We start from the raw sequence: 12,398 nt of genomic DNA, 5'->3' as shown, positions 1-12,398 counted from the left end.
CATGGGTCTCTTCAGCCGCTTCGAACGCGTCACGCATCCGCCCGACGACTTGGCACCGCCCTGCACGCCGGAGGAGGTCATCGAGGCGCTGCTCGACCTCAATGGGCCCGACGCCCCCTGGACCGTGCGCGACGCAGACCCGGAGGAGGGGGCCGACCTGGTGGCGGACTGGCACTGCGCGGACCCTGCCTGGCGCAAGTACTTCCACTCGGCCACAGAGGATTCGGTCCTGCAAACGCGGCTGCGCCTGATGCCGGGCGAGCACCAAGTCCGCTCCCTCGACTACCAATGGCAGCTGCCGGCCACCTCGATGTCGCGCAGCATGTACACCTCGGGCAGAGGGCAGCTCCGCTGGGCGTCCGCCTCCTGGTCGATCGAACGCGGGCCGGACGGGAAGCGCCGCATCAAGAAGACGGTCGAGTACGACACCGCCGACCTGAAGAACCACCTGCGGGACACCGTGCTCGACATGGGGTGGTCCTGGAGGGCCCGCTTCTCGAAGCTGTGAGCAGGCCGCGCGCGCCGTGGTCGTCACGCCGTCGCAGCCCCCGGCACCGTCTCCCGTACCTGGCGCAGGAAGGCCGTGTTGCTCGGGGTCTTGCGGAGGCGGTCGAGGAGGGCCTCGTAGCCCTCGCGGCCGTCTCGTTGGGCCAGGGCGCGGCGCAGGCCGCGTAGCGCGGTCAATTCGGCTGCGGGGACGAGGAGTTCCTCGCGGCGGGTGCCGGACGGGGTGACGTCCACGGCCGGGAAGACGCGGCGGTCGGCGAGGGTGCGGTCGAGGCGGAGCTCCATGTTGCCCGTCGACTTGAGTTCCTCGAAGTAGTAGTCGTCGGCGCGGGAGCCGGTTTCCACGAGGACCGTCGCGAGCATGGTCAGGGAGCCGCCCTCCTCGGCCAGGCGGGCGGCGCCGAAGAGGCGCTTGGGGCCCTGCACGGAGGCCGCGTCCACGCCGCCGCTGAGGGTACGGCCGCTGGAGGACGCGGAGTTGTTGTACGCGCGGCACAGGCGGGTGAGGGAGTCGAAGAGCATGACGACGTCTCGGCCCTCCTCCACCAGTCGCTTGGCTCGTTCTACGGCGAGTTCCGCGAGTGCGACGTGCTCCTTGGGGGCTCGGTCGAAGGTGGAGGACAAGACCTCGCCTCGTACGGAGCGGCGCATCTCGGTGACCTCCTCGGGGCGTTCGTCGAGGAGGACCACCATGAGGTGGCACTCGGGGTGGTTCTCGGCGATCGCGGCGGCGAGTTGCTGGAGCAGCACGGTCTTGCCGGTGCGCGGCGGCGCGACGATCAGGCCGCGCTGGCCCTTGCCCACGGGGGCGACGAGGTCGACGACGCGCGTCGCCACGGAGCCGCCCGCCGTCTCCAGGCGCAGCCGCTCACGCGGGTGCAGCGGGGTCAGGCGGCCGAACTCGGCGCGGGAGCCGGGCTTTTGAGGTGCGTGGCCGTTGACGCGGGCGACCGTCGCGAGCACGCGGGGCTTGTCGCCGCAGGTGCCCTCGACGAAGTCGCCCGTGCGCAGGCCGTGTTGGCGGATCAGGGCGGCCGGGACGAGGAGGTCACCCGGTCCGGGCAGGCAGCCGGCGGCGCGGAGGTGTCCGTTGGGGCTGGAGTTGGAGGCAGAACGGCCACCGCCGGAGTTCGGGCGGGCGATGTCCAGGACGCCGCCGTGGAGGGTCCGGTCCACGCGGGGCCGGCCGCTCAAGGGCTGGATCTGGGGCTGAGTCTGGGTAAGGGTTTGGCTGGTCATGGTGGTGGGTCCTTTCGCGGACATGCGAATGAGAGGCCCGGCGAGGCGGAGAGTTCACGCCTCGCACGGCGGGCGGACCGGCGGGAAACAGAAACGCGGCGGGGTCCGGAACCGAAAACCGAGAACCGGTCACCGCGATCCGAGAGCCGACGGCCGCTGGCAAGCGCCAGTCGCTGGATGGGAACCCGAGGCGGGAAGCTCACACATGACGCGTACGAAATGAGACGCGTGGAAAACGAGAGGCCCGAAACGGGGAGGAGAAGCACGGGCGCCCAGAGGGGGCGTACTCACGTGCTGTTCGCACCGTAGCACACAGGCGGCGCGAACGGCGCAGTGCGCGGGGGATCTTGAGCCCCCGCACGCCTGGTGACGGTGCGTGCATGATCGCGTACGGTCGGTGTTCACGGGGGTCGTGACCGGCGGCTCCGGCAGGCAGGAGGAATGCCCATGCGTCGTTTCGCGCTGACACTCGGCTCCCTGGTCGCGGCGGGAATGCTGGCCCTCGCGGTCCCGGGCTCCGCCGTCGCGGCCCACGGGGTGCTCGTGATCAACGGCACGGCGTACGGAGAACCCAGGGGCTGCTACGAGTCGGACCGCTGGCCCCTGAGCGTCGGCAACCACACGGACTCGCGGGCGTACGTCTTCGACGGGCCCCACTGCAGCGGCTCGGTCATCGAGTACGTCATGCCAGGCACCCAGACGGTCTCCGAGTTCGGCAACAGCGTCTACATCGACTGACGCCCCCAGGCCGCCCCCCGCCCACAGCTGACCGCCCGCTCCGGCTGCGGCCCCCATGGGCAGCCGGACGGGGTGGGCGGGGGTGACGGGAGGGTCGCACGCGGTGGGACGGCGCCGCGTGCGACCCTGACCACCGGGGTCCGCCGCGGACCCCGGCGCACCCACGGACGCGGAGGCCGAACACCGATGACGGAGAGCCGAGTTGTCATAGTCACCGGCGGCGGCACGGGCATCGGCGCCGCCACCGCCCGCCAGTTGCGGGCCACCGGACACCGCGTCGTCGTCTCCGGCCGCCGCCCCGAGCCGCTGCGCAGGATCGCCGAGGAGACCGGCGCCCTCGCCCACCCCTCCGACGCCGCCGACCCGGCCGCCGTCGCCGAACTGGTCGAGGCGACCACACAGGCGTACGGCCGCATCGACGGGCTCGTCCTCAACGCGGGCGTCGGCCGCCCCGGCCCCGTCGGCGACCTCTCCCCCGAGGACTGGGCCACCGTCATGAACACGAACCTCACGGGCCCCTTCCTCCTCCTGCGCGCCGCGCTGCCGCACCTGCTCGAAGCGCGCGGCTCCGTCGTCGCGGTGGCGTCCGTCGCCGCACTGCGCAACGGCATCGGCAACGCGGCGTACGCCACCTCCAAGGCGGCTCTCCTCCAGCTCTGCCGCTCCCTCGCCGTGGACTACGGCGCGCGGGGGCTGCGGTCCAACATCGTGTGCCCGAGCTGGGTGCGTACGGAGATGGCGGACTGGCGGATGGGCAGGTTCGCCGACGCGGCCGGGCTCGGCGACGGCACGGAGGGCGTCGACGCGGCGTACGACGAGGTCACCCGGCTCACGCCGGCGGGCCGCCCCGGCCGCCCCGAGGAGGTCGCCGAGGCCATCGCCTGGCTGCTCTCCCCCGCGGCTTCGTACGTGAACGGCGCGAGCCTCACGGTCGACGGCGGGGTCACCGCGCTCGACCCCGGGACGGCCGCGTTCCAGTTCCACGTGGAACCGCGGGGCTGACACCCCGTCCGGCACTCGGGGCGCACGCATGCGGGACAAAGCGCCCCAAACCCCCCTTCACCGCAAGAGAGTCAACAAGTCAGGCCGACTGACCTGCCGTCACGGCCCCGCACCGCCGTACCGTTCTCCCATGCCCGAACTCCAGCGCCTGCGCCCCGACCACGCCCCGGCCCTGCTCGCCTTCGAGCAGGAGAACCGCGCCTACTTCGCCGCGTCGGTCCCGGATCGCGGTGACGCCTACTTCGACGGGTTCGAGGCGCGGCACGCGGCGCTCCTGGCCGAGCAGGAGACCGGCGCGTGCCACTTCCACGTGCTCGTGGGCGGCGACGGCGAGATCTTCGGCCGGGTCAACCTCGTGGACGTGGCGGACGGTTCGGCCGACCTCGGCTACCGCATCGCGCGCAAGGCCGCCCGGCAGGGCCTCGCCACGTCCGCCGTGGAGAAGGTGTGCCTGCTCGCGGCCTCGGAGTACGGCCTGACGTCCCTGCGCGCCTCGACGACCCAGGACAACCCCGGCTCGCAGGCCGTCCTCGCCCGCACCGGCTTCGTCCCCGCCGGCGACATCGAGCTGGACGGCCGCCCCGGGGTCGCGTACACCCGGGACCTGACCGCCCTGCGCGCCCGCGCGGGGGCGGTGTCCGGCCGACGGTACAGCGCGTAGGTACTCCAACTAGAACGAACGCTCTATCTAGAGGAAGTTGACGTTCTGGGCCAGCGCGAGCCGCCCCGAGTAGTTGACGGTGTTCGTCGCGGACCGCATGTACGCCCGCCACGCGTCGGACCCGGACTCGCGCCCGCCGCCCGTCTCCTTCTCGCCGCCGAACGCGCCGCCGATCTCGGCCCCCGACGTGCCGATGTTGACGTTGGCGATGCCGCAGTCGGAGCCCTCGGCGGACAGGAACAGCTCGGCCTCCGCCTGATCGCGGGTGAAGATGCTGGAGGAGAGCCCCTGCGGCACGTCGTTGTGCAGGGCGATCGCCTCCTCCAGCGTGTCGTACGTCAGCACGTACAGAATCGGCGCGAACGTCTCCTCGCGTACGACACCGGTCTGCGCGCCGACGCGTACGACGACCGGCTCGACGTACGCGGCATCCGGAGCGACGTCCGCGAGCCGCCGGCCGCCGCCCGCGAGCACCTTGCCGCCCTCGGCCTGGGCACGCGCGACCGCCTCCTGCATGCGGTCGAGCGCGGCGGAGGAGATCAGCGGGCCGACGAGCGTGGCCTCGTCGAAGGGGTCGCCGACGGGGAGTCGGGCGTACGCGGCGGTGAGCCGGGCCACGAGCGTGTCCGCGATGTCGCGGTGCGCGATGAGGCGGCGCAGCGTGGTGCACCGCTGGCCCGCGGTGCCCGCCGCGGCGAACACGATGCCGCGCACCGCGAGGTCCAGGTCGGCGGAGGGCGTGACGATCGCGGCGTTGTTGCCGCCGAGTTCGAGCAGGCTCCGCCCGAACCGCGCGGCGACGCGCGGCCCCACCTCGCGCCCCATCCGCGTGGACCCGGTGGCGCTGACGAGCGCGACCCGCGGGTCGTCCACGAGCCGCTCCCCGACGGCGCGGTCCCCGATGAGCAGCCGGTGTACGCCGTCGGGGGCGCCGACGTCCTCGGCGGCCCGCTCCAACAGCCGCGCGCACGCGAGCGAGATCAGCGGCGTCAGCTCGGACGGCTTCCACACGACGGTGTCACCGCAGGCCAGCGCCACGGCGGTGTTCCAGGACCACACGGCACAGGGGAAGTTGAAGGCGGAGATGACGCCCACGACGCCCAGCGGATGCCAGGTCTCGGCGAGCCGGTGGCCGGGCCGTTCGGAGGCGATGGTGCGCCCGTACAACTGCCGCGAGAGCCCGACCGCGAAGTCGCAGATGTCGATCATCTCCTGGACCTCGCCGAGCGCCTCGGAGCGGATCTTGCCCGCTTCGATGGTGACGAGGTCGGCGAGGTCCTCCTGGTGCTCACGCAGCAACTCGCCGAGGCGACGCACGAGTTCGCCGCGCTGGGGCGCCGGGGTGGAGCGCCAGGCGAGGAAGGCCTGGTGGGCGGCGGCGAGGGCTTCTTCGGCGGCGGCCGGGGTGGTGGCGGCCACGGGGAAGAGGTTCTCGCCGGTGAGGGGGGTGCGGGCGTGGAGGACGTCGCCCGCGGGGTCGTCCAAGGTCACGCCGACGTGGTCGAGGGCGGCGCGGGCGCGGGTGCGGAGGTCTTCGGTGGTGGGGAGGGTGCGGGGCATGAGGGCTCCTGGGAGGGGGTCAGTCGGAGGGCGGGGATGTGGGGCCGGGCGGCAGGTCGAGGTGGAGCGCCCGCGCCACGTCCGCCAGGGAGCGGGACTGCTGCTCCTCGTACAGGGCGAAGGGGTCGAGTACGTCTCGCCCGACGGCGCCGGAGAGCCAGTCGCTGTCGTACGCAGCGGCGGCGCCCGAGCCTTCCTCGACGCTCTCCCGAGTACCCGAATCATCCAGGTTCGACTGGAAGATCCCAGCGGCGGACCGGGGAAGGAAGTCCTCGTACACGACGGGATCGGCGCGGACCCAGCCGTCGCGGAGGAGTCCGGGCAGGTCGGGGGGCGGGGTGCGGCCGTCGCGGGGCCGGTCGGCGACGGCGTGATACGTGAAGTGGGCGAGGCCCTGCTCGGCGAGGGCGTGTTCGGTGCGGGGGAAGCGGGTGGGCCAGAGGTCGCGAGCGATGTCGGCGCGGGCGGCCGCTGTGACGGAGGTGGCGGCGCGGGCGGCCTCGGCGGCGGTCGCGTCGACGCGCGAAAGAAGCTCGTCGTACCGCGCGCGCCCCCGCCGAGTGAGGGCGATCCCTCGCGCCTCGACCTCCCCGAACCGCACCCGCAGCGCGCCGGGCACCACGCTCCCGTCCGGCTGCCGCATGGGGCGCGGTTCGTCGAGGGCACGGAAGGAGGTCTGCCGGAGCAGCACGTCCGGGCCGTCCCAGCGCGGCGGCCCCTGGATGGCGTCGATCATCTCGATGCCGCGCCCGGTCATGCGCCGGTACAACTCGTCGATGTCGAGGACCCGGGGTGTGAGGTGATTGATGTGCGTGCTCCGTACGCCCCCGATGTCCGCGGCGACGGCGGAGACCCGCTCCAACGTCTCGTACCAGGCACGGTCGACCGGCTCCCCGGACAACTCGAAGACGCCGACGGCGAGTTGGAGGAATCGCTCGGCGTCACCGCCCCCGAGCCCCTGCTCGGCCTCGGCGCGGTCGGCGAGGGCGAGCAGCTCGGGCGGGAACAGCTCGCGGGCGCCCAGGAAGCCCTCAAGACGACCGCGCAGATCCTCGTCGAAGAAGCGGGGGTCGGCCGGGGTGAGCAGGGAGGTGAACACGCGGAAGGGATTGCGGGCCAGCTCATCGCCCGCCACGGGCCGGAACGCGGTGGACACCACGGGCACGGCGCTGGTGGCGGCCTCGCGCAGGTCGTAGAACCCGACGGGCCGCATCCCCAGGGCCCCGAAGACGCGGCCGACCTGCTGGAGTTCGGCGGGCGTGCCGACCCGGATGGCGCCGTGCCGCTCGGCGGTGACCCGCCCGATCGCCCCGAGCCGCTCGGCGTCGGCGCCGCGCTCGCGCAGCACGTCCTCGTTCACTTCGCGCGAGACCTCGACGAGGGTGGTGTACGCGGGGACCTCACGCCCGTACATGGCGGAGAGGCGGGCGGCGAAGGCGGCGCGGAGCTGCCACGTCTCCCTCCACTGCGCTGACCGATCACCCATCAACTGCCCTTCCTTCTCTACTGCTTGGCTGCTCACACAACATGGACCTCGGGGCGGCCGACTGCCCGGTCGCCGCCTGCGAACCGCTCGGCGCTGAGGGCGGCGACGTCGACGACGGGCTCCCGCCCCAGATACAGATCCCGTACGACTTCGCCCACGGCCGGGGCCTGAAGGAATCCGTGCCCCGAAAACCCGGTGGCGTAAAGGAAGTTGGGGACGGTCCCGCTCCTCCCGATCAGAGCATTCCGATCAGGCGTGACCTCGTACAGACCGGCCCACCCCCCGGCGATCTCCATCTCGGCGAGGTCGGGCGCGCGGCGCCGGACGACGTCCCGGAACAGCCCGAGCCAGCCCTCCGGCCCTCCGGTCCACGTCGTGTCGAACCCTTCCTCCTGCGCCGGGTCGGCGAGGCCGAAGAGCAGCCCGTCGTCGCTGTTGTGGAAGTAGGCGGTCGAGGAGAAGTCGATGGTGAACGGGATGCGGGGCGGCGCGGGCGGGCCGAGGGGCCGGGCGAGGGCGATCTGCCGCCGCAGGGGCCGCACGGGCAGGTGCACCCCGGCCGCGTCTCCGATGCCGGCCGACCAGGCTCCGGCGGCGCACACGAGGGTGGCGCAGCGGATGACGCCCCGGTCGGTGCGGACCGCGGTGACGTGTCCGCCGTCGAGGTCGACCCCGGTGACGGCGGTGTGCGTCAGGATCCGGACCCCGGCACGGGCGGCGGCGCGGGCGTAGCCCTGGATGACGAGGCCGGGCCGCGCGTGCCCGTCGTCCGGCGAGTGGACGGCGGCGACGAGTCCGTCGGTGCGTACGTACGGACACAACTCACGGGCCCGTGCCGGGCTGATGACGCGGCTGGGCACGCCGAGGGCGTTCTGCGTGGCGACGCTCTCGGTGAACGCGGCGACGTCGGCGGCGTCGCTGAGCAGGAACAGATACCCCACCCGCTCGAACCGGATGTCACCGCCGGGCCGCCGCCCGAAGTCCGCGAACGCGCGCAGGCTCCGCAGCCCCAGTTCGATGTTGACCGGATCGGAGAACTGCGCCCGCACGCCGCCGATCGGCTTGCCGGAACTCCCGCTCCCCAGCTCGCCCCGCTCGACGACGACGATGTTCCGTACGCCGGCTTCGGCGAGGTGGAAGGCGATGGAGAGGCCGATGACGCCACCGCCGACGACGACAACGTCCGCACCCGTACTTGTGGTCGTACCCGTACCTGTGGCCGAACGGCTCAAGATCCCGATCCCTCCCAGGCGAAGGAAGCGCTCCAGACGATCCAGGTGATTCAGGTGATTCAGGCGATCTACCGGTCATCGTCCAGCAGGGCGACCATTGACGTCCATGGACAGATCCTGCGCCTGACCGTTGAGGCCTGCTATATGGACGCGCCGTACGGGACGTACGCGGACCGCGAGGGGACCCCGTGAACTGGACCAGCTCTCAACTGCGCTCCCTGACCGAACTGGACCGCCGGGGAACGATCACGGCGGTGGCGGCCGCACTCGGCTACACGCCCGGCGGCGTCTCGCAACAGATCGCGGCGCTGGAGCGGGCCACCGGCAGGAAGCTGCTGCGCAGGGTGGGCCGCCGGGTGGAGCTGACGGAGGCGGGCCGAGCCCTCGCACGGCACGCGGACCGAATCCTGGCCGCCGAGGCAGAGGCCGTGGCGGCGGTGGAGCGTACGCGTACGGAGATCACCGGCGTGCTGCGGGTGGCCCTGTTCGCGACCGCGGCGGCGGAGATCCTGCCGCAGGCCCTGCGCGCGGCCCGCGAGGCGCACCCCGGTCTGGAGGTGCGGAGCAGGGACATGGAGGTGGACGACGTGTACGACGCGGTGGTGTCGGGGGCGGTGGATCTTGCCCTGGGCCTGGACTACCCGGACGTCCCGATCCCCCGGGATCCGGCGCTGCGGATCGTGCCCCTGCATACGGAGCGGTTTGCGTTGGCGGTGCCGCCGGGGACGTTCCCGGAGCACGGGTCGGCTCCGGCGGGGGCTCGGGCAGCCTCGGCCGGCCTGGCCCACCCGGCCCACCCGGCCGACCCGGCCGACCCGGCCGACCCCCGTAAAGGCCTCCCCACGAGCACCCCTCTCCCCCTCGACCTCCGCCGCACCGAACCCCACTCCTGGATCCTCCCGCCCGCCGACACCTACTACGGCCGGGCGGTCCGCACCGCCTGCCGCCGGGCGGGCGTGGAACCCTCCGTACGCCACGAGGTCACGGACACGGCGGCGACGCTGGCGCTGGTGGAGGCGGGGGTCGGCATCAGCACGGTGACCGACCTGATGCTGCGCCTTCGCCCGTCCCACGTGGACGTACTCCCGCTGCGCGAGCCCCTGGAACGCCACATCGTCATGATCTACCGCACCACCGCCGAGTCCCTCCCCACCCTGACCTCCCTGATCCCCCTCCTCCAGTCCCCACCGCTCCCCCGCCCACCCCAACCGAACATCACCCCCGCGCCCCCATCGGCTACCCTGTCCTGAGCCGTCCGCAAGGACGACTCGACGCCTCCGTAGCTCAGGGGATAGAGCACAGCTCTCCTAAAGCTGGTGTCGCAGGTTCGAATCCTGCCGGGGGCACGGACAGCATCTGTACGGGATGCGCTTGGGCAGGGGCCCGCGACCACGTTGGTCGCGGGCCCCTGCGCGTACCGGGAGCCGGTGGCGGAGGGTGACGTCGCCGCTCAGTCAGCCTTGAATGCACGTTGCATGACGAACGCGACGACCGTCCCGCCGTGTCGGCTCGGCCCGGCCCACCACTCGTCGGCGAGCTCGTCGACGAGGAGCAGCCCGCGCCCGTGGGCTTCGGTGGCCTCGGGCGTGCGCAGGCGGACGTGGGCGGGGCAGCCGGGGTTGTGCACCTCGACGCGTAGCGCTTCGCCCGCGCGGTACCAGTGGATGCGTACGCGCCAGGGCTCGTCGGCTTTGCCGTAGAGGATGGCGTTGGTGACCAGCTCCGAGACCATGAGTAAGCAGTCGTCGAGGGAGCAGGCGAGCTGGTGTGGGGCGGTGAACTTCCGGAACCAGCGGCGTGCGTGGCCCACCGACTCCGGGACAGGGTAGAGGACCATGCCGCCGAGCGGTTCGGGGGCGGGGTTGTCGCGGGAGGTGCCGTAGGTGCGCGTCATTGCGCTTCCCCTTCCGGTAAGTGGCCTTAGCCACTTACCGGATAGTGGCATTGGCCACTTCGAGCGGCAAGCGATCCAGCGGAAACTACGCCCATGACTCACCCCAACGGGTAACCCTGCTCGAACGCCCAGCGCCCTGGCGGATACACAGCTTCCGCGAACTCCAGCGGGTGGTCCTGGAGGTCGTACACGACGTGGTGAACGACCAGGACGGCGGCAGGCAGTTCAAGCCTCAGCTCGGCTGCCTCCTCCTCGCTGGCCAGGCGGGCGCAGACCCGGTCCTCGCCGTAGCTGCCACGACGGCCGGTGGCTTCCTCGACGTACATCACCGTGCCTTGGCGGATGCGCTCGGGTTCCAGGAGCTTGGGCGCACGACGACCCAGCTCGGCCGGGAACCAGGAGGTGGACACCTCGACCGGCTGCTCACCGGAGTTGGTCACTCTGCGCCGCTGGATCGCCCGGCGGTCCTTGCCCAGGTCAAGGGCTTCGGCCACGTGGTTCGGGGCGTCGGCGTATCCGGCGGACGCGATGACCGCGTACTCGCCCGGACCGTAGATCCGCCCCGTCTGCCGCGCCCGCCCGTACCGCTCGCGGGCGCGCCGGTGCACCTGCTGATCCCGTACGTACGTCCCCGAGCCCTGCCGCTTCTCCACCAGCCCCTGATGCCGCAACGCTTCCAGTGCGCGGGCCGACGTCGGCCGCGACACACTCCAGTCCGCGGCCAACTGCCTCTCCGATGGCACCTCTTCACCGGGTTGCAGATCGCCCCGCAGGATCTGATCGCGGATGTGCTGCGCGATCTGCAGGTACTTGGGCAGAGCTTCAGCGATCTCGGGCACACGGCATCCCCTCGTCAACTGGCTAATACCACAGGCCACTATAGGTGGGCACGAGCGTAAGGTCCCCCTACGCTGCTCCTGTGAAGCGACTCATCGTGGCGGCCGGAGGCGGCGGCGACGCCGTGGCGGCAGCGATGCTCCACGCCGCCCTGTACGCAGCCGACGACGAACCGGCCCTGATCCTCACCTACTCCTGGGACCGCCTGATCGTCGACCCGGTGCCGGGCCCCCGCTCACCGGCCGACTTCACGGGCCTGCACCAACTCACGCCGCACGTCTGGGCGGTCCCCGGCACCGCAACCCTGAAGCCCCCGCACGCGGCAACCCTCCCGCGCCTGGCCGCCGAACTCCCGCACACCTTCGCCCTCATCGACCCCTACGCCGGCGCGACAGGCATCACCCGCCAACTCGACGAACTCACCACCCACTTCACCCCGGAGACCATCGACCTCCTGGACGTCGGCGGCGACATCCTGGCCCACGGCAACGAACCCACCCTGCGCAGCCCCCTGGCCGACGCCCTCACCCTCGCCGCCTGCACCCGAGCCAAGGCAGCCGCCGACGTCCGCCTCCTGGTCGCAGGCCCAGGCCTCGACGGCGAACTCCCCGCAGATACCCTCCGCCCGCGCCTCGGCCCCCTGGTCACGACCTTCACGCCCGAGCACACCCAAGCCATCACCTCGGTCCTCAACTGGCACCCCTCCGAAGCAACAGCCCTCCTCGCGGCCACAGCCTTGGGTGCCCGAGGCCTCTGCGAGGTCCGCGACGCCGGACTCCCCGTCCCCCTCACCGATGAAGGCCCCACAGTCCACCAGGCCGACCTGACACCGGCGTTCGCAAGCAACCGCCTCGCCCAATCCATCGCCGACACGACCACGCTCGGCGAAGCAGAGGAACGCTGCCGCGCCGTCTCCGGCACCTCCGAGATCGACTACGAACGAGCCAAGGCACAACGACTGAGCCAGCAACAAACGGACCATGCCGACCCGCACGGCTTACTGGATCAGATCAAGGACTTCGAACAAGCTGCCGTCACACGAGGAACCACGTACACAACCGTCCGCCGGCTTACCGAGGCGCTAGGCCTCACCAGTGAGGCACTTCAGCACCTCACTCAATTCAACGCCGCGCGCGCCAGCCATCTCCCTGCATCTGTGTGGAAGCTTCACCACAGGTGAGTTGCAGGACACGCAGGCAGGGCCAACACGGGCCTGACCTGCGCAGAGCCCTTTAATAGGGG

At 72.0% G+C, this 12,398-nt stretch carries 12 protein-coding genes and 1 tRNA gene; 7 read left to right on the top strand and 6 right to left on the bottom strand.

The window, feature by feature from the left end; genetic code table 11:
- Position 1: 1 nt before the first annotated feature.
- On the top strand, positions 2 to 508 hold the full coding sequence (locus tag IEY91_RS20280) for a hypothetical protein (RefSeq protein WP_189175072.1): 507 nt from the start codon (positions 2 to 4) through the stop codon (positions 506 to 508).
- Between the two features lie 23 nt (positions 509 to 531).
- Here IEY91_RS20280 and rho read toward each other — a convergent pair whose 3' ends face one another.
- Positions 532 to 1,746, bottom strand: a complete 1,215-nt coding sequence (gene rho / locus IEY91_RS20275; RefSeq protein WP_189175071.1) for a transcription termination factor Rho — start codon at positions 1,744 to 1,746, stop codon at positions 532 to 534.
- 447 nt (positions 1,747 to 2,193) lie between these two features.
- Here rho and IEY91_RS20270 point away from each other — a divergent pair, with 447 nt between their 5' ends.
- The 3 genes from IEY91_RS20270 to IEY91_RS20260 all read left to right on the top strand — a co-directional run bounded on the left by IEY91_RS20270 (position 2,194) and on the right by IEY91_RS20260 (position 4,147).
- A complete protein-coding gene (locus tag IEY91_RS20270) occupies positions 2,194 to 2,484 on the top strand; it encodes a hypothetical protein (RefSeq protein WP_189175070.1) in 291 nt (96 codons plus the stop codon).
- A 186-nt stretch (positions 2,485 to 2,670) separates the two neighbouring features.
- Positions 2,671 to 3,486, top strand: a complete 816-nt coding sequence (locus tag IEY91_RS20265; protein ID WP_189175069.1) for an SDR family NAD(P)-dependent oxidoreductase — start codon at positions 2,671 to 2,673, stop codon at positions 3,484 to 3,486.
- Positions 3,487 to 3,616: 130 nt separating this feature from the next.
- Positions 3,617 to 4,147, top strand: a complete 531-nt coding sequence (locus IEY91_RS20260; RefSeq protein ID WP_189175068.1) for a GNAT family N-acetyltransferase — start codon at positions 3,617 to 3,619, stop codon at positions 4,145 to 4,147.
- A gap of 27 nt (positions 4,148 to 4,174) precedes the next feature.
- On the opposite strand, the gene amaB is transcribed toward IEY91_RS20260, so the two are convergent.
- The 3 genes from amaB to IEY91_RS20245 are packed head-to-tail and all read right to left on the bottom strand — an operon-like array spanning position 4,175 to position 8,425.
- The gene (gene amaB, locus IEY91_RS20255; protein WP_164323959.1) at positions 4,175 to 5,707 is read right to left on the bottom strand and encodes an L-piperidine-6-carboxylate dehydrogenase; all 1,533 of its coding nucleotides are present in this window, start codon (positions 5,705 to 5,707) and stop codon (positions 4,175 to 4,177) included.
- Between the two features lie 19 nt (positions 5,708 to 5,726).
- Complete coding sequence (hglS, locus tag IEY91_RS20250) at positions 5,727 to 7,193, bottom strand: 2-oxoadipate dioxygenase/decarboxylase (RefSeq protein ID WP_189175067.1); 1,467 nt, start codon at positions 7,191 to 7,193, stop codon at positions 5,727 to 5,729.
- 32 nt (positions 7,194 to 7,225) lie between these two features.
- On the bottom strand, positions 7,226 to 8,425 hold the full coding sequence (locus IEY91_RS20245) for an NAD(P)/FAD-dependent oxidoreductase (protein ID WP_189175066.1): 1,200 nt from the start codon (positions 8,423 to 8,425) through the stop codon (positions 7,226 to 7,228).
- Positions 8,426 to 8,613: 188 nt separating this feature from the next.
- Between IEY91_RS20245 and IEY91_RS20240 the strand changes: the two genes are divergently transcribed.
- Both IEY91_RS20240 and IEY91_RS20235 read left to right on the top strand, forming a co-directional pair.
- On the top strand, positions 8,614 to 9,675 hold the full coding sequence (locus tag IEY91_RS20240) for a LysR family transcriptional regulator (RefSeq protein WP_189175065.1): 1,062 nt from the start codon (positions 8,614 to 8,616) through the stop codon (positions 9,673 to 9,675).
- 23 nt (positions 9,676 to 9,698) lie between these two features.
- Positions 9,699 to 9,771: transfer RNA gene (locus IEY91_RS20235), tRNA-Arg, on the top strand.
- A gap of 104 nt (positions 9,772 to 9,875) precedes the next feature.
- Here the strand turns inward: IEY91_RS20235 and IEY91_RS20230 are convergent.
- Both IEY91_RS20230 and IEY91_RS20225 read right to left on the bottom strand, forming a co-directional pair.
- Positions 9,876 to 10,319, bottom strand: coding sequence for an ATP-binding protein (locus IEY91_RS20230; protein ID WP_229697102.1), 444 nt, complete (start codon positions 10,317 to 10,319; stop codon positions 9,876 to 9,878).
- Positions 10,320 to 10,417: 98 nt separating this feature from the next.
- Positions 10,418 to 11,158, bottom strand: a complete 741-nt coding sequence (locus tag IEY91_RS20225) for a GntR family transcriptional regulator (protein WP_189175064.1) — start codon at positions 11,156 to 11,158, stop codon at positions 10,418 to 10,420.
- Positions 11,159 to 11,238: 80 nt separating this feature from the next.
- Here IEY91_RS20225 and IEY91_RS20220 point away from each other — a divergent pair, with 80 nt between their 5' ends.
- The gene (locus tag IEY91_RS20220; RefSeq protein WP_189175063.1) at positions 11,239 to 12,336 is read left to right on the top strand and encodes a DUF1152 domain-containing protein; all 1,098 of its coding nucleotides are present in this window, start codon (positions 11,239 to 11,241) and stop codon (positions 12,334 to 12,336) included.
- Positions 12,337 to 12,398 lie beyond the last annotated feature (62 nt).

The sequence above is a fragment of the Streptomyces lasiicapitis genome (assembly GCF_014646335.1).
Taxonomy (GTDB): domain Bacteria; phylum Actinomycetota; class Actinomycetes; order Streptomycetales; family Streptomycetaceae; genus Streptomyces; species Streptomyces lasiicapitis.
This window is presented reverse-complemented; position numbering and strand designations above follow the sequence as displayed.